This window comes from Streptomyces sp. NPDC048441, from assembly GCF_043200235.1.
In the GTDB taxonomy this organism is placed as follows: domain Bacteria; phylum Actinomycetota; class Actinomycetes; order Streptomycetales; family Streptomycetaceae; genus Streptomyces.
In genome coordinates, this window is sequence record NZ_JBICXM010000002.1 from 340886 (window position 1) to 358877 (window position 17992).

Below are 17992 nucleotides of genomic sequence, written 5' to 3' on the forward strand. Positions count from 1 at the left end.
GCCTCACGTTTCATGACAGATCAGGACACCAGCGTGTCACAGGGTGAACGGGCGAGTGGGCGGGGACAGGTCAGCGGCCGTCGTACCCCGCCGTCGGCATCGACAGGCGCCGGTGGACATGGGCCTTCATCACCGAGTCGTACGACGGTTCCGCGAGGCCCGCGGTCTCGATCCGTACGCCACGGCGCCCGCACTCCGCGGTGAACTCGTCCGCCGAGCTCAGCGCACGGTCGAGGACCCGGCGGCTCGGTACGACGAAGAGGTCCACGAGGCCCTCCTCGACGTCCGCCCAGAGCACGGCGTGGTCGCAGGGCAGCCCGTGGACCACGAGTTCACGGGTGATCACGTACCCCCGGGCGGCGGCCCACCGCGCGCACATCGCGTGCTGACTGCGGGAGTCCACCAGGAAGGGGTCGTCGTCCAGCTCCTCGAGCGGTGTCAGGCTGGCGATCGCCGCGACCCGCACCACTGTCACGCTCGCGGTCTCTCCCATCGCGGCCCCCTCACCTCCGGCGTTCTCACCACTGGCGTCAGCCGAAGACCCTACTCCTGGCCGTAGGCTCGTAAACAGTCGCGTGGAGGAGGAACCGGAGTGCCGGTGGAGATCACCTGGTGGGGTCATGCCACCTGCACGATCGAGGATTCGGGCCTGCGGGTGCTCACCGACCCGCTTTTCGCCCCCCGCCTCGCCCATCTGCGCCGGCGCAGGGGGGTGCTCCCGGCGTCCGAAGCGGCCGTCGCGGACGCCGTGCTCGTCTCCCATCTGCACGCCGACCATCTGCATCTGCCCTCCCTGGCGAGGCTGGCCCCCGACACCCGCGTCCTGCTCCCGCGCGGCGCACGCCGGCAGGTGCCGGGGCTCGGGCGCAGGCTCGCCCACCTGCATCTCATCGACGTCGTGCCCGGGGACGAGGTGCGGGTCGGCGACCTCGTCGTACGCGCGGTGACGGCTCGGCACGACGGGCGGCGGCTGCCCGTCGGACCGCATCGCGCACCCGCGCTCGGGTTCGTGGTGCGGGGCGAGGCCCGGACGTACTTCGCCGGGGACACCGGGCTCTTCGACTCGATGGCCGACGAGGTCGGTGACGTCGATGTGGCGTTGCTGCCCGTCGGCGGCTGGGGGCCGTATCTCGGCCATGGTCATCTCGATGCGACGCGCGCGGCGGTCGCCCTCGCCAGGATCGCGCCGCGCAGCGCTGTACCGGTGCACTACGGGACGTACTGGCCGATCGGCATGGACGCCGTACGGCCGCATGAATTCCACACGCCGGGCGAGGAGTTCGTGCGCCAGGCGGCACGGCTCGCGCCCGAGGTGGCGGTGCACCGCCTGGAGCACGGCGAGCGGGTGCGGCCCGAGGTCGCCAAGGGGGAACCACAGTGATCCTCGCCGCGGCGGCGCAGGCGCCGCCGGAGTCGACGCAGCAGGCGGTCGGCTATCCGTCGCTGTTCCTGCTCATCGTGCTCGGCGCGCTGGTGCCGGTCGTGCCGACGGGTGCCCTCGTCAGCTCCGCCGCGGTGGTGGCCGTCCACCAGGAGGCGCCGTTCGCGCTGCTCGTGGTGTTCGGCGTCTCGGCGCTCGCCGCGTTCATCGGGGACCTGGGGCTGTACTGGCTCGGTCAGCGCGGTATGCGTTCGAAGAACGGCTCGCGCTGGCTCGCGGCGATCCGCGACCGCGCACCCGAGGACCGTCTGACGCAGGCGCAGGAGAAGCTCGAGTACCACGGCGTACTGGTCCTCGTGCTTTCCCGGCTGGTGCCCGCCGGGCGGATTCCGGTGATGCTGGCGTGTCTGATGGCGAAGATGCCGCTGCGACAGTTCGCACGCGGGGACGTGCCGGCGTGCCTCGCCTGGGCGGTGACGTACCAACTGATCGGCATTCTCGGCGGCTCCCTCTTCAAGGAACCGTGGGAGGGCGTGGCGCTGGCGGTCGGTCTTACGGTCCTTATCAGCGTGGCGCCGACGGTGTGGCGGAAGGTTCGGCGCGTGGTGGCCTAGGGCTGGCCTAGAGCCTGTCAGCTGCCGTGCGGAGGTCGTCGAAGGCCGATCCGAGCGTGCTCAACGCCCGTTCCACATGCGGCAGCACCAGCGCGTCCGGTGCGGTGAGAGCCGCGAGCCGCTCCTGCCGGGTCGAGCCGAGCAGCGGCCCCGTGGCCAGACGTACCCGCAGCACCCCGAGCTCGTCGCCGAAGCGGTGGCCGCCGGGGGCGGGCATGGCGAGGCGTTCGCCGAGGAAGTCCTCCAGGTCCTGAGAGTCACCGACCCCGCGGGCGGCGAGGGCGGGGCGGAGTGGGTCGAGGTCTACGTAGAGGTGCCGTCCCGCCTGCGGGGGCCGGGCGAGCGCGCCCGCCGCGAGCACGGCGCGGTGCGCGGCGGCGGCCACGCGCGCGTGCAGGCCGGTCGCGCGGGTCAGCCGGTCGGTGATCTCCTCCGGCTCCCCCAGCGCGTACGCTGCCGCCGCCGCGACCGGCGGCGAGAGGAGCGCGCCGAGTGCGGTGAGGGCGTCCAGGGTGCGGGCCCGCAGCGCGGCGCCCCGCGCACCGGCCGGGAAACGGGCGACCGCGGCGGGCCAGCCCGGCGGCAGGAACGCCCCGGAGAGGTCGGTCAGGACCGTCACGCGGTCGGGGTCCATCTCGGCGGGGCCGATGAGCACGGTGTCGTGCGGCCGGTGCAGGGTGTCGCGCCAGGTCTCGTCGCTGACGATGTGCAGCCCCTCGTCCGCGGCCGCCTCCACCGCCTCGTGCAGCACTTCCGGCGGCGGCACGGTGGCGGTCGGGTCGTCGGCGACGGAGAGCACGAGGAGCCGCGGGGTGCCGCCCTCGGCACGGATACGGCGGACGGTCTCCAGGAGGGCGTAAGGATCGGGGACGCCGCCGCATTCGGCGGGCGTCGGCACGTGATACACCGACCGGCCGAGCAGCCGAGCCTGCGGCGCCCACCAGGCGGGACAGGGGCGCGGCAGCAGGACGTCACCGCCGCCGAGGGCCGCGGTGAGCGCGAGGAGCAGGGGCGGGGCCCCGGGCGCCGCGACGACCTGGTCACGCTCCACTGCGAGGCCGCGCCGGGCCCAGTAGCCGCCCGCGGCCTCCAGGAGGGCTGGGCCGCCACCGGGCGGTTCGGCATGGGCGCGGCCCGCGGCGCCCGCGAGCACGGCGGACAGCTCGGGCAGGACCGGAAGGCCCGGCTCCGGCAGGGGCGGCCCGTACCGGACAGTCCCACGGCCTTCGGATTCCGTCCGCATGAACCAATCGAAACGCGCCGGGCCGCCGTCCGCGCGCGGTGGGCTCCGCCCGGGTGACGTCCTCGCACAGGCCGCCGCCGGCCGCCAGGCCCTGGGTCCTGGGGCCTGGGTCCTAGGCCGCGTCCTGCATGACCTGGTCACGCAGGCGGTCGCAGCAGCGGCTGATCAGGCGGGAGACGTGCATCTGCGAGATGCCGAGCTCCTCGGCGATGCGGCTCTGCGTCATGTCGCCGAAGAACCGCATGTAGAGGATGTCGCGCTCCCGCTCGGGCAGCGCCGCGATGCGCGGCTTGACGGCCTCCCGGTCGATGACGATGTCGAGCGCGGGGTCGGGCCCGCCGAGCGCCTCCCGCAGCGAGTATCCGTCCTCGCTGCCCGGGAGTTCGGCGTCCAGGGAGAGCGCGGTGAAGCTGTCGAGCGCCTCCAGTCCGGCGGCGGTGTCCCCCTCGGACAGCTGGGCCTTCTCGGCGATCTCGGCGAGGGTCGGCACCCGGCCGTGAACGGTCTGGACGAGGTCCTGGCGGGCGAATCGCACCCGGTTGCGCAACTCCTGTACGCGGCGCGGCACATGGAGGGTCCACATGTGGTCACGGAAGTGCCGCTTGATCTCACCGGTGACGGTCGGCACCGCGTAGCTCTCGAAGGCGCTGCCGTGCTCGGGGTCGTACCGGTCGACGGCCTTGACCAGGCCGAGGGCCGCGACCTGCCGCAGGTCGTCGAGGGCTTCGCCACGGTCGCGGAACCGGCCCGCGAGCCGCTCGGCCATCGGCAGCCAGGCCTTGACCAACTCCTGGCGCAGCGCGTCGCGTTCGGGACCGTGCGGCATCTCGGTGAGCCTGCGGAAGGCGGCTGCGGTGTCGGGGGCGTCGTCGTGCGGGTGGCGCTTCGTCTGTCGCGCGTCGGTTCGCATGGTGCGTCGCAACTCCCTTGTCGGTGCCTTGGGTTCAAGAGTCACCGTGGGAGCGCACGTGTCTGAGCGACAGGGCACACCCGGGGCGAGCGCCTTCCACTCCCACGGACGTGCCTCCGGTCCGAAGCACTGTTCCACTTCGCTTGCCCCGAGGGCCGGGGGGCAAACACCGGGGCTCCCGATTCCGCGTCGTCAGAGCCGGCGTCAGAGCCGGCGTCGGCGGCATCCTTGACCGACGGCAGCAACCACTCCTCGTACCGGCCGAGTGCCAGGACGACGCCCAGCATCGCGACGGGGATGAACACAGCGAGAACCGCCATGATTCCTTCTCTCCGAGAGCGCCCGTGAGGGCTGTGCCAGGCCGGGTCTCCCACCTTCCACCGGGCAAACCCGCATGGACCGGCCGCACATAGGTACAGCGCCGGGACGACGAACTCCCGGAGGAAGGGCCCGAGCCATGGCGCCATGTCCTGGTGGCCACGGACGGCCGGGTGGTCGGCGTACTCACCGACCGGGACATCGCACTGCGGGCCGTCGCCGACGGCGCCGATCCCCTCACGGTGAGCACACAGGCCACCCGTGCGACCGGACCGGCTTCCGGCCGGGCGGGGTCCCGGACCGGTTCGGAAGGGGCGGGTCCGGTCGCACGGGTGGTGCGGGGGGAGCGGCCGGACCCGCGGCGCCGACCCGGCCCGGCGGTGAAAGCCGGACCGGAGCGTCGTCGATGGTCCGTCACGGCCGCGCCCTCGGGGCGGGTTGATGGACCCGTGGGCGCCGACCGGCCCGAACGACGACGGGTGAAACGATAAATCAGCTACTCCGCGGTCACGATCCGCTGAGCGCGGCCACTGTCCGGATAACGCAAGCTCAGCCCCGGAGTGTGCGGGACGGCAACTCCCCGAACCGGGCCCGGTACTGCTCGGCGAACCTCCCCAGGTGACTGAAGCCCCACCGGTGCGCCACCTCGCTCACGCTCAACGCGCCGGGGTCCGCCGCCCGCAGTTCGTCGCGCACCCTGGTCAGCCGTACGTCCCGTACGTACGCCATGGGCGACATGCCCACATAGCGGCGGAACGCCTCCTGGAGCCAGCGCACCCCGACCTGCGCCTCGTCGGCAAGACCGGCGGGGGTGAACGGATACTCGGGCCGCTCCTGGACCACGTCCATCGCGCGCTTCACGGGCTTCGGACGCAACTTCCGCACCGGAGCGGTGAGTTCGTCACGGAAGGGATGCTCGGCGGCGAGCAGCAACCCGTTCAGGACAGCCTCCTGCAAGGGCGCGGCGACCAGCGGAGACGTGTACAGCGACGCGCCGGGCGGCGCGGCGTCCGGCGCGTCGCACAGCTCCTCGACGACCGTCGTCACGAGCCGGGCCCACCCGCGGCCGGGACCACGCGTGATGTCGAGTTCGGGCGCGAGCGTCAGCGGGGCGCGGACGGGACGCCCGATCAGCTGCTCGAGGCGCCACTCCAGCGCCTCGCGGTCCACCTTCACCGCGAGGACGCGGCAGTCGCCCGTCCATCGGTCCACCACCGTGTCGCCGACGGGCTGGAACACCCCGGCGCGCTCCGCGGTCGCGACCGTGCCGGGGCCGCCGCCCTGCCGGTAGCTCATGTGCCCACCGAGCAGGATGTTCACGTGGTACGCGCCCAGTTCACCGAGCCGCATCCGCACATCGGCACCGCAGCTCAGCTCCCCGACGGTGAGCGCGCCGAGCCGGCCGACGTCGAACTCGGCCCGGAAGGTGCGCGGCCCGTCGATGACGTCCATGTAGTTGCTGTAGAACGTGTCGCAGATCATCTGCCGCGCCTCGTCCACGTCCCCGGTCCTGAACGACGCCCTCACCGGCTCAGCCGTCACCCGCGATTCACCCGATCCCCCTGCGTCACCGCATCACTCGTGCTCCCCCGCGGCTACACCCGGCGCCCCAGCAGACTCAGCAGCTTCGTCTGCACATCGGCACCATCGGGTGGTTCCACCGCGGGGGCGAAGAGGCCACTCTTCGCCAAGTCCGCAGCGTACGGCGTGATTTCCCGTACGGAGAAGGCGACCAGGTCATCCGGAAGCTTTTCGTCCGCGCCGATCGCCCGGGACAGGTCCCAGGCGTGCACGACGAGGTCGCTGATCATCTGCCCGCAGTAGAACACCGCGGAAGTGTCGCCGAAGGAAAGGTGGACCGTGCGGTCGAGGGCGCCCGGCTCCTGGAACGCCCCGCGGGACGCTGCGGCGGCCGTGTCCCAGGAGGCGACCGGGTCGGGGCCGAGCATGTCGCCGTCGAAGGCGTCGCCGACGGAGGCGATGGTGGCGCCGTCGCGGACGAGCGAGGGCACCCAGAGCTGCTCGGCGGTGAGGTGGTTGACGAGGTCGCTCACCGACCAGTCGGTGCACGGCGTGCGCGCGTCCCACTGATCGGCACGGACCGCGTGCACCCGGTCGGTGAACAGTTCGAGCGCGGCGGAGTGCCGGGCGAGGAGCGGGTGTCCTGCCTTGCCAGTCGTGTCTGCCATACCCGCCATTGTCCTCCTGGGCCCGGCAGGCGCTACCGCTTGCGCTCCACCCGCCGTTCGTCCCACACGGGCTCCGGCGTCTCACGTACGAGGCCGTCGCTGCCGAAGACCAGATAGCGGTCGAAGGAGCGGGCGAACCAGCGGTCGTGCGTCACGGCGAGCACCGTTCCCTCATATGCCTCAAGGCCCTCCTGGAGCGCCTCGGCCGACTCCAGGTCGAGGTTGTCGGTGGGCTCGTCGAGCAGCAGCGCGGTGGAACCCTCCAACTCCAGGAGCAAGATCTGGAAGCGTGCCTGCTGGCCCCCCGAGAGCCGCTCGAAGCGCTGCTCGGCCTGCCCGGTGAGCTCGTAGCGGCGAAGGCGCGACATGGCGGGGCCCTTGGCCTGGGCGTGCTCGCGCCACAGGATGTCGAGGAGCGTGCGGCCGAAGAGCTCGGGGTGGGCGTGGGTCTGCGCGAAGTGGCCCGCCACGACGCGCGCCCCGAGCTTCCAGTCGCCGGTGTGCGTGACGTCGCCGCCGGCGAGGAGACGCAGGAAGTGCGACTTGCCTGAGCCGTTCGAGCCGAGGACGGCGACGCGCTCGCCGTAGAAGACCTCGATGTCGAAGGGCTTCATCAGGCCGGTCAGCTCGAGCCCCTTGCAGGTGATGGCGCGGATGCCGGTCCGCCCGCCGTGCAGCCGCATGGTGATGTCCTGCTCGCGGGGCGGCTCGGGCGGCGGGCCCGCCTCCTCGAACTTCTTGAGCCTGGTCTGCGCGGCGGCGTACCGCGAGGCGAGCTCATGGCTGATCGAGGCGGCCTGCCGCAGGCTCAGCACGAGCTTCTTCAGCTGGGCGTGCTTCTCGTCCCAGCGCCTGCGCAGCTCCTCGAAGCGCGCGAACCGCTCGCGCCGCGCGTCGTGGAAGGTGGAGAAGCCGCCGCCGTGCACCCACGCGTCGGCGCCCGCGGGCCCCGGCTCGACGCTGACGATCTTCTCGGCGGCGCGGGCGAGGAGCTCGCGGTCGTGCGACACGAAGAGAACGGTCTTGCGCGTCTCCCGCAGCCGCTCCTCGAGCCAGCGCTTTCCGGGTACGTCGAGATAGTTGTCCGGCTCGTCGAGGAGCAGCACCTCGTCGCCACCGCGCAGCAGGGCTTCGAGCACGAGGCGCTTCTGCTCGCCGCCGGAGAGGGTGCGGACCTCGCGGAACTGCGCCTTGTCGTACGGGATGCCGAGCGCGGCGGTGGTGCACATGTCCCAGAGCGTCTCGGCCTCGTAGCCGTGCGCCTCGGCCCAGTCGGAGAGCGCCTGAGCGTACTGGAGCTGGGCGGCCTCGTCGTCGACGGTCATGATCAGGTGCTCGGCGACGTCCACGGCCTTCGCGGTCTCGCGGATGCGGGGCGGGGACACGGAGACGAGCAGGTCGCGCACGGTCGTCTCGTCACGCACGGACCCCACGAACTGCGGCATGACGCCGAGGCCGCCGCTGACGGTGACGGTGCCGCCGTGCGGCTGGAGTTCGCCCGAGATGAGGCGCAGGAGGGTCGTCTTGCCCGAGCCGTTGGCTCCGACGAGGGCGACGATGGCGCCTTCGCCGACACGGAAGGAGACATCACCGAGCAGGGCTCGGCCGTCCGGCAGGTAGTACTCGATGTGCGCGGCTTCTAGATGTCCCATGCGGGGATTGTCCGTGGGGGGCGGTGGTCGCGGCAAATGCGTTTCGATCGAACTCCCGCAGCGCGTGCGGCGAAGGCACCGTGACCACATACTGATACGTGGGTCTCATTATTCGACATGGCGGCGTAGCGTTCCCTTTACCGCAGCGAGCGGTAGCGAACGTGAAGGAGTTCCCGTCATGCCGGAGGAGACCGCCGTCTACACGCACGGACACCATGAGTCCGTCCTGCGCTCCCACACCTGGCGGACCGCCGCCAACTCGGCCGCGTACCTCGTCGGTTCGCTGAAGCCGCACATGAAGGTCCTGGACATCGGATGCGGCCCCGGCACCATCACCGCCGACCTGGCAGCACTCGTCCCCGACGGCCACGTCACGGGCGTCGACCACGCGCCCGGCATCCTGGACCAGGCGCGGGCGACCGCGGCCGAACGGGGCCTGGAGAACGTGGAGTTCGCCGTCGCCGACGTACACGACCTGGACTACCCGGACGACTATTTCTGCGTCGTCCACGCCCATCAGGTGCTCCAGCACGTCGGCGACCCGGTGCGCGCTCTGAGTGAGATGCGGCGGGTCTGTGCGCCGGGCGGCATCGTCGCCGCCCGTGACGCGGACTACTCGGCGATGACCTGGTACCCGAACTCCCCCGCCATGGACGACTGGCTGGACCTGTATCAGCGGGTGGCCCGCGCCAACGGCGGCGAGCCGGACGCGGGGCGCCGCCTCAAGTCCTGGGCCCTGGAGGCCGGTTTCGACGACATCACCGCGAGCGCGGGCACCTGGTGCTACAGCTCCGCGGAGGAGCGCGACTGGTGGAGCGGGCTCTGGGCGGACCGCACGGTCGCCTCGTCGTACGCCGGACGCGCCGTCGACGGCGGGCACGCGGATGCCGGGGAGCTGCGGTCCTTCGCCGACGCGTGGCGGGACTGGGGCAAGCAGGAGGACGGCTGGTTCACCGTGCTGCACGGGGAGATTCTCTGCCGGAAGTGAGGGGGTTCCTTGCATGGCGCGCAGGGGGGTTGACGACACCTGAAGAAGGGGGCCGGCGGGCGTGCCCCGCGCCGCGTCCGCCGGGAGGATTCAGGGAGACGGTCCAGGGCGGACCACGGGGACCACGGGGACCACAGTGAGCGAGGCACGCCATGCCGTACGAAACGCGGAGACGTCCCGGACACTCCCGGGCGACCGGCTCCTCCAGGCCGACCGGCGGCGAGCCCGTCACTCCACCGCCCGTCGAAGCCGCCTTCGCGCTCTGGATCACCGCGGTCGCGGCGGGCGTGGCCGAGTCGGTGCTCGCGGTCGGCCGGCTGATCGCGGACGGTGACACGACCGCCGGGGAGATCGCGGGTGGACTGCTGCTGCGGATGGCCGTGTTCTCGGCGGCCGTCCTGATCGCCGTACAGCTTCGTCGGGGCAGGAACTGGGCGCGCCTGACGCTCGCCGTGGGGCTCGGCGTGTTCGGCACGCTGTCCCTGGTGATCGGGCCCGTCGAGTGGCTGGCCGACGGGCACTCACCGGCGGACGTCTTCCGGGACCCGGGGGTGCTGGACGTCCTGTTCGGCGCGAGCCGCGTCCTGCATCTGAGCGCGGTGCTCGGCGCGACGGTCCTGATGTTCCGGCCCACGGCCAACGCCTGGTTCAGGGCCCGGTCCGCGGAGAACCGTCGGTCCGCGAAGCACTGACCGGAGCGGCCCCGTTTGCCCACCCGGCTTCTGGATACCCGTACCGAGGCGCCGCCGCAGGTGCGGGGCGCGACCCGAATTCCCGCCCCGCGCCGCGGTCCCCGTCCCCACCCCGGTATGCGATCAGGACGGCCCCGATGAAAGACGCACTGTCCATCGAACGACCTGTCATGTCCGCCTACTTGGTGCCCGCGGATGCCCCCGAGGCGGACGGCACCCTCGCGTGGGAGAGCACCACCATCGTGATCGCCGAGGTCACGGCGGGCGGCTCGACGGGTACGGGCTGGACCTACGCCCCCGCGTCCACCGTGCAGCTGATGGCCGAGCAGCTCGTCCCCGCCGTCACCGGCCTGGACGCTCTCGACATCCCCGCGGCGCACGGAGCGATGACGCGGGCGATCCGCGACACCGGCCGCTCCGGCGCAGCCGCCTGCGCCGTCTCGGCGATCGACATCGCCCTGTGGGACCTTAAGGCGCGCCTTCTGGAGATTCCGCTCGTACGTCTCCTCGGCGCGGCCCGCGACGACGTCCCCGTCTACGGCAGCGGCGGCTTCACGACGTACCACGACACCCATCTCGAGGCCCAGCTGAACGGCTGGGTGCACGGCCAGCACATACCCCGCGTCAAGATCAGGATCGGCGAGGACTGGGGGCGGGCGGCCTCCCGCGACGTGCAGCGGGTGCGCGCCGCGCGTGACGTCATCGGCACCCGGGCCGAGCTGTACGTGGACGCGAGCGGCGGCTATGCGCGCAAGCAGGCGATCCGGGTGGGCCAGGTGCTCGCCGAGCACGGTGTGGGCTGGTTCCAGGAGCCGGTCCGAGCGGCCGACCTCCAGGGTCTCGCGCTGGTGCGGGACGCGCTCGTGTGCGACGTGACGGCGGGCGCGTACGGCTACGAGCTCCCGTACTTCGCCCGGATGATCCCTGCCGTGGACTGCCTCCAGGTCGACGCGACGCGCTGCGGCGGCCTGACCGAGTGGCTGCGTGCCGCGGCTCTCGCGCAGGCCTACGGGCTCGAGGTGTCGGCCCACGGCGCCCCGCACGCACATGCCGCGGTCGCCGCCTGCGTACCGAATCTGCGGCACATCGAGTGGTTCCACGACCATGTGCGGATCGAGTCGATGTTCTTCGACGGGGCCCTGGACCCGACGGGCGGCACCGTCCGCCCTGACGGCGGCATCGGCCACGGCCTCGAGCTGCGGCGCACGGAGGACGTGGAGGAATACCGGGTCGCGTGAGCACGGCGCGTGGAAGTCCCGGAAGTTCCGGAAGTTCCAGAAGTCCCCGGAAACGATCACGCGTGCGGGCCGGGCCAACTAGGCTCGCCCGCATGGAGATCCTGGGAACCACGCTGCGTATCTGCGTCGAGGACCTGGAGTCCTCGGTCGCCTTCTACGAACGCCTCGCGGGCGGGCCCGCCCAGCGTTTCGAGCGGGAGGGCGTGTCGGTCGCGGCGGTCGGCTGCTTCCTGCTCATGAGCGGGCCCGAGCGGGAGCTCGAGATCCTCCGGAAGGTCTCGGCGACGATCGCGGTGCCGGACGTCGAAGAGGCGTACACCGTCCTGATCGCGTCCGGCGCCCGTGTCATCGCGGGCCCCGTCCCGACTCCGGTGGGCCGCAACCTGATCGCGGTGCACCCCGACGGCACGGTCTTCGAGTACGCGGACCGGCGCGCCCCGGCCTGACCCGCTTGCCCCGTATCCTCCACGGCAGGCGGACCAGCCGAACGGAGGACGGTGCACGTGGCGGGCAGTACGGCGAGCGGCGGTACGGCGGGCGGTACGGAGCGGGTGTCGCTCAGCGCCCAGGCGCGCGAGGCCGTCCGGCAGCGCATCGTGGACCGCCGCTATCCGCTGGGCGCGCGCCTGGTCGAGCGTGAGGTCGCCGAGGAACTGCGCATGTCGCGGGTCCCCGTCCGGGAGGCGTTGCGCGCGCTGGTCGCCGAGGGGCTGCTCGAACTCCTGCCGCACAGCGGGGTGCGGGTGCGCCGCCTCGAGCGGGCCGATGTGCGGCACTTGTACGAGGTGTGGGAACCCCTCGCCGTCCAGGCGTCCCGGCTCGCGGCACGCCGGGTGGCGGCGAGCGCGCCGGACGAGCCGCCGGGCCTCGCCGCGCTGCGGGCCACCCTCGGCCAGGCCGAGCAGGCGTCGGACGCGGACGACGGGCCGCGGGAGGTCGCCGCGCACACGGCGTTCCACGAGGGCATCGTGACCCTCTCCGGCAATCCTCTCCTCGCCCGCACGATGGAGCAGCTGAGCTGGCAGCTCCAGCTCCTGTTCGGTATGCGCGCCGAGCCGGACCACATGCGGGCCCAGCACGACCTGATCTATCACCGGATCGCTGCGGGCGACGAGGAGACGGCGGGGGCGAGCACGCTGCTGCATGTGCGGGACAGCCAGGTCGTGGCGCTGCGGTCGCTCTTCGAGGAGAGCGGGGCCTGAGAGCGGGGCCTGAGCGGGGCCTGAGGGCGGGGCCTGAGAGCGGGGCCTGAGAGCGGGACTCTCACACCTCGGGCCGGTTCTGTATACCAATAGCCACCCGGCCCACCCTCGCTCTGCGCATCACCTCGAAGAAACCTGCACATTTCACCACCCCTCCTTGCGGCCCACCCCAGCTTGGTATACAAACTCCGGACGCGACCCCTCCGTAACTCGTCCTGGAGCAGCCCCATGTGCGTCGAGAACACCCCTCCGCCCTCCTCCCGGCTCACCCGGCGTGGCGTCCTCGCCGGCGCGGCCGCGCTCGCCGGGACCACGGCCGCGCTGGCCGCCTCCGCTCCGCAGGCGAACGCCGCCGGACGCGAAGCCGCACGCGAAGAGCGGCCGACCGGCGGCGATCTGGTCATCGAGGGCGGCACCCTCCTCGACCCCGCGACCGGCGAGGTGACCGAGGACGCGGTGGTCGTCATCGTGGACGGTGTCGTACGAGCGGCGGGCGCGCGGGGGCGGACCCGGGTGCCCGAAGGGGCCGAGGTGCTGGACGCGCACGGGCGCTGGATCCTGCCGGGGCTCGTCGAGGCGCACATCCACCTCAACACCGCGGCCGAGGCGCGCGACGCGGTGCTGCTCGGCGCGACCAGCGCCCGCAGCGGCTCGACCAACTTCTACCAGGACATCGCCGTACGGGAGTTGGCCCGCCAGGCCCCGAAGCAGGCGCCCCGCCTTCGCGCCGCCGGAATCTTCGTCACGCCCGACCTCGGCGACACGATCCTCGCCGACCCGGAGCTGACCCCGCTGGCCAGGCTGAGTGACGGCGTGCGCTCGCCCGAGGCGCTGCGCCGCGTCGTCGAGGTCAACATCGCCCGTGGCGCCGACGTCATCAAGACCAGGGTCAACGAGCGCGCGGGGCTGCCGGAGCAGGACCCGCTGGCCCAGGTGTACGACCGCGAGCAGCTGTCCGCCGTGGTCGCGGCGGCCCGGCGCGGCGGCAAGGGCGTGCTCTGCCACAGCTACAGCGAGAAGGGCTGCGACGACGCCGTCATGGCGGGCGTCCGCTCGCTGGAGCACGGCGCGTTCGTCGGCGAGCGCACGCTGCACGAGATGCGGCGCAGGGGGACGTACTTCACGCCGACCCTCACCGCGATCGCCGGGCTCGCCGAGTCCTCGGACCCCGTGCTCAAGGAGCGCGGCCTTCAGTACCTGCCGGTCCTGAAGCGGGCCGTGCTCGCCGCGCACGAGCTCGGCGTGCCGCTCGCGGCGGGCACGGACTCGTCCGGCGGCAAGATCAAGCCCATCGGCCGCGAGGTGGAGCTGATGCACGCGGCGGGGCTCTCCGCGCTCGACGCGATCCGCACGGCCACCACCGGCGCCGCGAAGCTGCTCGGCCTCGACCGCACGGCGGGCCGCCTCGCGCGCGGCTTCGCCGGTGACGTGCTCCTCGTGGACGGCGACCCGCTGTCCGACGTAACGGTCCTCAAGAAGCCCGTGCGCGTGGTGCGTTCGGGTATCGCGCTCTGAACCCCGTCTATCGCCCTCTGAACCCCATCGAGTACCCCTCCCTTCCAGGCAGCCACCTGCGCACCACATCCCCGAAGGAGACCTCCATGACGCCTCTCTCCCGTCGCGGCGTACTCGGCGCCGCCGCCGCTCTCGCGGGCACCGGAGCGGCCCTGCCGGCCGCCACTCCGGCCGCCGCCGCGTCCCACGGCGAGGACCGCCGCCGCCCCAAGGCCGTGGTGTTCCGCAACGTCCGCCCCTTCGGCGCGAAGACCCCCGTGGACCTCACGGTGGTCGACGGCCGGATCACGGAAGGCCGGGCGCCCCAGGGGGCCGAAGTCATCGACTGCGGTGGGCGCGTGGCCCTGCCGTCGCTCGTGGACGCCCACATCCACCCGGACAAGACGACGTGGGGCGGTGACTGGGTGTCGCGGAAGCCGGCGAGCGGCATCGCCGACTACTGCGCCCAGGACGTGGAGATCTTCAAGAGCCAGTCACGGCCCGTCGGCGAGCGCGCGTATGGCCTGATGTCGCACGCCGTGACCCGTGGCACCCGCGCGATGCGCGCCCATGTGGACGTGGCGCCCGCGTACGACCTGGCCGGTGTCGAGGGTGTGAACGCGGCCCGCGAGCGGCTGCGGCACGCTCTCGACGTGCAGATCGTGGCCTTTCCGCAGCACGGCGTGATCCGGACCCCCGGCACGGCGGAGCTCCTGGAGGAAGCCGCCCGTTCCGGCTCCATCGATCTGGTCGGCGGCATCGATCCGATCAGCTTCGACCACGCGATGGACGAACAGCTGGATCTGGTCTTCGGGCTCGCGGACCGCCACGGGGTCGGCGTGGACATCCACCTGCACGACCGCGACGAGAAGGGCACCGAGGTCCTGCGAGCCATCATCGACCGCACACGCGCGCTCTCCCTGCGCGGCAAGGTCACGGTGAGCCACGTCTTCTGCCTGCCGAACCTGTCCGACACCGAACTGGGCAAGATGGCGGCCGACTTGGGTGAGCAGGACATCTCCCTGACGACGGTCGCCCCGAACGAATCCCTCGTCCTGCCGATCGCGAAGCTGCGCGAGCACGGGGTACGGGTCGGGCTCGGCTCGGACGGGGTGCGCGACGCGTGGAGCCCGTTCGGCAACGCGGACATGTTGCACCGTACGCACATCCTCGGCTGGGTGACGGACGTCCGCCTCGACGACGAACTCGCCGACTGCTACAACGTGGGCGCGCACGGCGGCGCCGACGTGCTTGGCCTCGACCACGCGAACCTGAAGCCCGGCGCCCCCGCCGACTTCATCCTCGTACGCGGGGAGTGCCTGCCGCAGGTCCTGGTGGACATGCCGCAGCGGGACATGGTGGTCCACGGCGGTCACGTCGTCGCAAGGAACGGCGAGCTGGCGTAGCCGACGGCGCCTGAGGGGGCGGCTGACTCCCGCCCCCTCCCGGGGACCTTCACTCCTGAGAAACAGCCCGCATCCGGTAGTCGTACCGAGCGGGCACTTCCTCGTCCGTCACCGTGCGCCACAGCTCGCCGAGCACCTCGGCACCCTCGCGCAGGTCGGCCGCTTCGAAGCCCTCGTCGAATATCGCCCGCGCCCCGGCCGTCTCGCCCTCCGCCAGGAGCAGTTGGACCTCGACGAGGCGGAAGCGGCCCTCCGCGCGCGTGGACGGATGCAGGCGGTCCCACACCCCGCGTGCCACCGCCTGCCGCCCGGCCGCGAGGAGGACGCCGATCGCCTCCCTGCCGAGCGCGGCACTCGCGGCCGTCCACCGGGCGCCGTCGTCGCGCCGCTCCTGGCACAGGTCGTCGAAGGCTTCCGCGTACCGGTCGGCGGCGCGCTCGATGTGGCCCGATTCCTGGTCGTCGACCGCGAGACAGCGGAGCAACGGCCAGCGGGACGGGGCGAGTTCAAGGCCACGCTCCCAACTCCGCACCGCCTGCGCACGGTCGCCCGCGTGCCACTGCGCGACGCCCAGGTGGTACTCGGCGACCGGCCGCGCGGGCGCCGTCTCCAGCATGTCCCGCCAGTGCGGGGACACCAGGGTCGGTCCAGGCGGTGCCACCCTGCGCGGCTCCGGCACGGCGCCGGAGTGCAAGAGCTCGAGCCACGGCGCCTGTTCGGGGCCGAGCGTGCTCTCACCGAAAGGCGTGCCCGGCAACTTGTAGTCCGCGCGCAGGACTTCGAGCGCGCCCCAGCCCGACCCGGTGGCCAGCACCTCACCCGGCTCGGTGTCGGCGCACCGCCGCCACGCCTCGTAGGCCGCATCCACCGCACTCCGGGGCAGCGCGTCCGACAGCCGCGCCCGAGCCTCGTCGCGCGCGGCTCCCCAGTCGCCGCCGTGCACCTGGCCGGGGTCGGCCGACAGCGGTCCGTACGACTCGAGCCACGCGAACTCGCTCTCGGCGTCCAGCCGTACATGCTCCAGCTGCGTACGGGCCAAGCCCGCCTGGATCTCCGCGTACCCGCCCGTCCCCGGCTCCGTCAGCCACTCCTGCCAGCGCTGCCCGCCCGTGCCGGACCCCCACACGAAGAGCTTGCGGCCCCGCAGCAGATCGGTCGACGTCTGGACGAGGCCGTGCCCGTCGTCGTCGAGCGCGGCGATCCAGCGCCGCGCCTGATCCGGTACGTCGTAGAAGTAGTCGGCGGCGTACTCACTGCGCGGCGGATACGTCCGGTCCACCCCGTCGGACTCCGGCACCGGAACGCGGCGCAGGCCGCCCGCGTACCCGAAGTGCCAGGCCTCCTCGGCCGGGGCGATGACCCGGCGCTCCTGCGGCACCGCGATGTTGGACCACCAGTAGACCGGCACCGCCTTCTCGTGCGGATTGCGGATCCGCACGCCGACGTGCAGGAAGTCGGACCCTTCGGGCAGCCACAGGTCTACCTGGAACGGCACGTCCCGCAGCCGCTCCCACTCCCAGAGCCGCAGCATCTCGCCGCCGTCGGGCGCCGTCACCCGCGCGGCGTGCAGCGGCGCGCAGGACAGTGTCGTATGGCCGGTGGCGCCGATGTTCCACTCGATGCCGCCGGAGAACCAGGCGCCGTTGAGCGCGAAAGCGGCGGGCTGCAACACCGGGTTGCGGTAGAGGAGTTCGCGTCCCGTCGGCTTGTGGAAGAGGGAGTGGACACGGCCGCCGAATCCCGGCAGGACGGTGGCGCGAAGCCGGTCGTTCTCGATGACCAGCGTGTCGATCGCCGTCTCCGTACGCCGACGCCCGTACCCGTCGAGCACCCGCGTCGGCAGGATGCCGCGCAGCGGCTCGTACCCGAGCTGCCGTGCCATGTCGCGCGGCAGTCCCTCTCTGCCGCGCTCGTCCAGTGTGTGCACTTCATGGAGTGGTCGCAGCGGCGGCAGCGGGTTCTCGGGGCCCAACGGGGCGGCGGGCAGCGTCAGTACGTCACGTCGCACGGTGGTCGTCACGATCACCATGGAACACGTTCATCGCCGTCCCGACCAGGGGCTATCCCAGTCAGGATTACGCAAAGGAGCGTCGCGCACCTGATCAGTGGCGGTCAGCGCCCAGCGCTGGTGATCGCGCCACGCCCCGTCGATGAAGAGGAAGTCCGGCGAGAAGCCCTCGAGCCGGAAGCCGCAGCGCCGGGCGAGCGCGATCGAGGCGGTGTTGCCCGGCTGGACGTTGATCTCCAGGCGGTGCAGCTCGAGCGCCTCGAAGGCGTACCGCACGACGAGGCCGAGCCCCTCCCCCATCAGGCCGCGCCCCGCCGCGTGCGCGAACGCGCCATATCCCAGTGCCCCGCAGCGGAAGGCGCCCGCGACCATGTTGTTGATGTTGATGAACCCGGCGATGGCGCCGTCCGCCGGCCTGTCGCACACCAGGAACCCCGCCTTGCCCCGGCCCTCGATGAGCGCGCCCGCGTACGCGGCGTACGCCTCGTCCGTGGCGGGCGGGAAGAGCCAGGGGCTGTGCAGCTCCCGGCTCTCACGCGCCCGTGCGGTGAACTCGGGTCCGTCGGCGTAGGTGAAGGGACGTATGCCTACGCGCGGCCCCTGGGCCAGAAGGGCGGCACTGCCGGTGCTGCCGGCGCTTTCGGACATCGGGCCACG

Annotated in this window: 17 protein-coding genes; 9 read left to right on the top strand and 8 right to left on the bottom strand. The window is 72.4% G+C overall.

Translation table 11 applies throughout. The annotated features are described in order from the left end of the window. Window positions 1-70: 70 nt before the first annotated feature. The gene (locus tag ACGFSB_RS05800) at window positions 71-493 is read right to left on the bottom strand and encodes a hypothetical protein (RefSeq protein WP_393394612.1); all 423 of its coding nucleotides are present in this window, start codon (window positions 491-493) and stop codon (window positions 71-73) included. Window positions 494-592: 99 nt separating this feature from the next. Here ACGFSB_RS05800 and ACGFSB_RS05805 point away from each other — a divergent pair, with 99 nt between their 5' ends. Both ACGFSB_RS05805 and ACGFSB_RS05810 read left to right on the top strand, forming a co-directional pair. Then, the gene (locus ACGFSB_RS05805) at window positions 593-1381 is read left to right on the top strand and encodes an MBL fold metallo-hydrolase (RefSeq protein ID WP_393394615.1); all 789 of its coding nucleotides are present in this window, start codon (window positions 593-595) and stop codon (window positions 1379-1381) included. Beyond that, window positions 1378-1995 carry a DedA family protein gene (locus ACGFSB_RS05810; protein WP_393394617.1) on the top strand — a complete coding sequence of 206 codons (618 nt, stop codon included), beginning with the start codon at window positions 1378-1380 and terminating at the stop codon, window positions 1993-1995. Before ACGFSB_RS05805 ends, ACGFSB_RS05810 begins: the two co-directional genes overlap by 4 nt. A 7-nt stretch (window positions 1996-2002) precedes the next feature. Here ACGFSB_RS05810 and ACGFSB_RS05815 read toward each other — a convergent pair whose 3' ends face one another. From ACGFSB_RS05815 to ACGFSB_RS05835, 5 genes are all read right to left on the bottom strand, one after another. Next, entirely contained in the window at window positions 2003-3238 is a 1236-nt protein-coding gene (locus ACGFSB_RS05815; protein WP_393394619.1) for an aminotransferase class I/II-fold pyridoxal phosphate-dependent enzyme, read from the bottom strand. A 112-nt stretch (window positions 3239-3350) separates the two neighbouring features. Further along, window positions 3351-4148 carry a SigB/SigF/SigG family RNA polymerase sigma factor gene (locus tag ACGFSB_RS05820; RefSeq protein ID WP_393394622.1) on the bottom strand — a complete coding sequence of 266 codons (798 nt, stop codon included), beginning with the start codon at window positions 4146-4148 and terminating at the stop codon, window positions 3351-3353. Window positions 4149-5015: 867 nt separating this feature from the next. Beyond that, a complete protein-coding gene (locus tag ACGFSB_RS05825) occupies window positions 5016-6008 on the bottom strand; it encodes an AraC family transcriptional regulator (RefSeq protein WP_393394625.1) in 993 nt (330 codons plus the stop codon). 53 nt (window positions 6009-6061) lie between these two features. Then, window positions 6062-6655, bottom strand: coding sequence for a TIGR03086 family metal-binding protein (locus ACGFSB_RS05830; protein WP_393394628.1), 594 nt, complete (start codon window positions 6653-6655; stop codon window positions 6062-6064). Window positions 6656-6687: 32 nt separating this feature from the next. After that, complete coding sequence (locus ACGFSB_RS05835) at window positions 6688-8307, bottom strand: ABC-F family ATP-binding cassette domain-containing protein (protein ID WP_393394631.1); 1620 nt, start codon at window positions 8305-8307, stop codon at window positions 6688-6690. 178 nt (window positions 8308-8485) lie between these two features. Here ACGFSB_RS05835 and ACGFSB_RS05840 point away from each other — a divergent pair, with 178 nt between their 5' ends. The 7 genes from ACGFSB_RS05840 (at window position 8486) to ACGFSB_RS05870 (ending at window position 15327) form a co-directional block, all read left to right on the top strand. Then, window positions 8486-9295: a class I SAM-dependent methyltransferase gene (locus ACGFSB_RS05840; protein ID WP_393394634.1), complete on the top strand. Its 810-nt coding sequence runs from the start codon at window positions 8486-8488 to the stop codon at window positions 9293-9295. 152 nt (window positions 9296-9447) lie between these two features. Then, window positions 9448-9987 (top strand): hypothetical protein, encoded by a 540-nt coding sequence (locus ACGFSB_RS05845; protein WP_393394637.1) that lies wholly within the window; start codon window positions 9448-9450, stop codon window positions 9985-9987. Window positions 9988-10124: 137 nt separating this feature from the next. After that, window positions 10125-11225 (top strand): enolase C-terminal domain-like protein, encoded by a 1101-nt coding sequence (locus tag ACGFSB_RS05850; RefSeq protein WP_393394640.1) that lies wholly within the window; start codon window positions 10125-10127, stop codon window positions 11223-11225. Window positions 11226-11317: 92 nt separating this feature from the next. Then, window positions 11318-11671, top strand: coding sequence for a VOC family protein (locus ACGFSB_RS05855; protein ID WP_393394643.1), 354 nt, complete (start codon window positions 11318-11320; stop codon window positions 11669-11671). A 57-nt stretch (window positions 11672-11728) separates the two neighbouring features. Beyond that, window positions 11729-12427, top strand: a complete 699-nt coding sequence (locus ACGFSB_RS05860; RefSeq protein WP_393394646.1) for a GntR family transcriptional regulator — start codon at window positions 11729-11731, stop codon at window positions 12425-12427. 228 nt (window positions 12428-12655) lie between these two features. Then, window positions 12656-13942, top strand: a complete 1287-nt coding sequence (locus tag ACGFSB_RS05865; protein WP_393394649.1) for an amidohydrolase family protein — start codon at window positions 12656-12658, stop codon at window positions 13940-13942. Window positions 13943-14028: 86 nt separating this feature from the next. After that, window positions 14029-15327, top strand: coding sequence for an amidohydrolase family protein (locus tag ACGFSB_RS05870; protein WP_393394651.1), 1299 nt, complete (start codon window positions 14029-14031; stop codon window positions 15325-15327). A 49-nt stretch (window positions 15328-15376) separates the two neighbouring features. Here ACGFSB_RS05870 and ACGFSB_RS05875 read toward each other — a convergent pair whose 3' ends face one another. Both ACGFSB_RS05875 and ACGFSB_RS05880 read right to left on the bottom strand, forming a co-directional pair. After that, a complete protein-coding gene (locus ACGFSB_RS05875) occupies window positions 15377-17356 on the bottom strand; it encodes a DUF5107 domain-containing protein (RefSeq protein WP_393394654.1) in 1980 nt (659 codons plus the stop codon). A gap of 9 nt (window positions 17357-17365) precedes the next feature. Beyond that, window positions 17366-17983 carry a GNAT family N-acetyltransferase gene (locus ACGFSB_RS05880; RefSeq protein ID WP_393394657.1) on the bottom strand — a complete coding sequence of 206 codons (618 nt, stop codon included), beginning with the start codon at window positions 17981-17983 and terminating at the stop codon, window positions 17366-17368. Window positions 17984-17992: the final 9 nt, after the last annotated feature.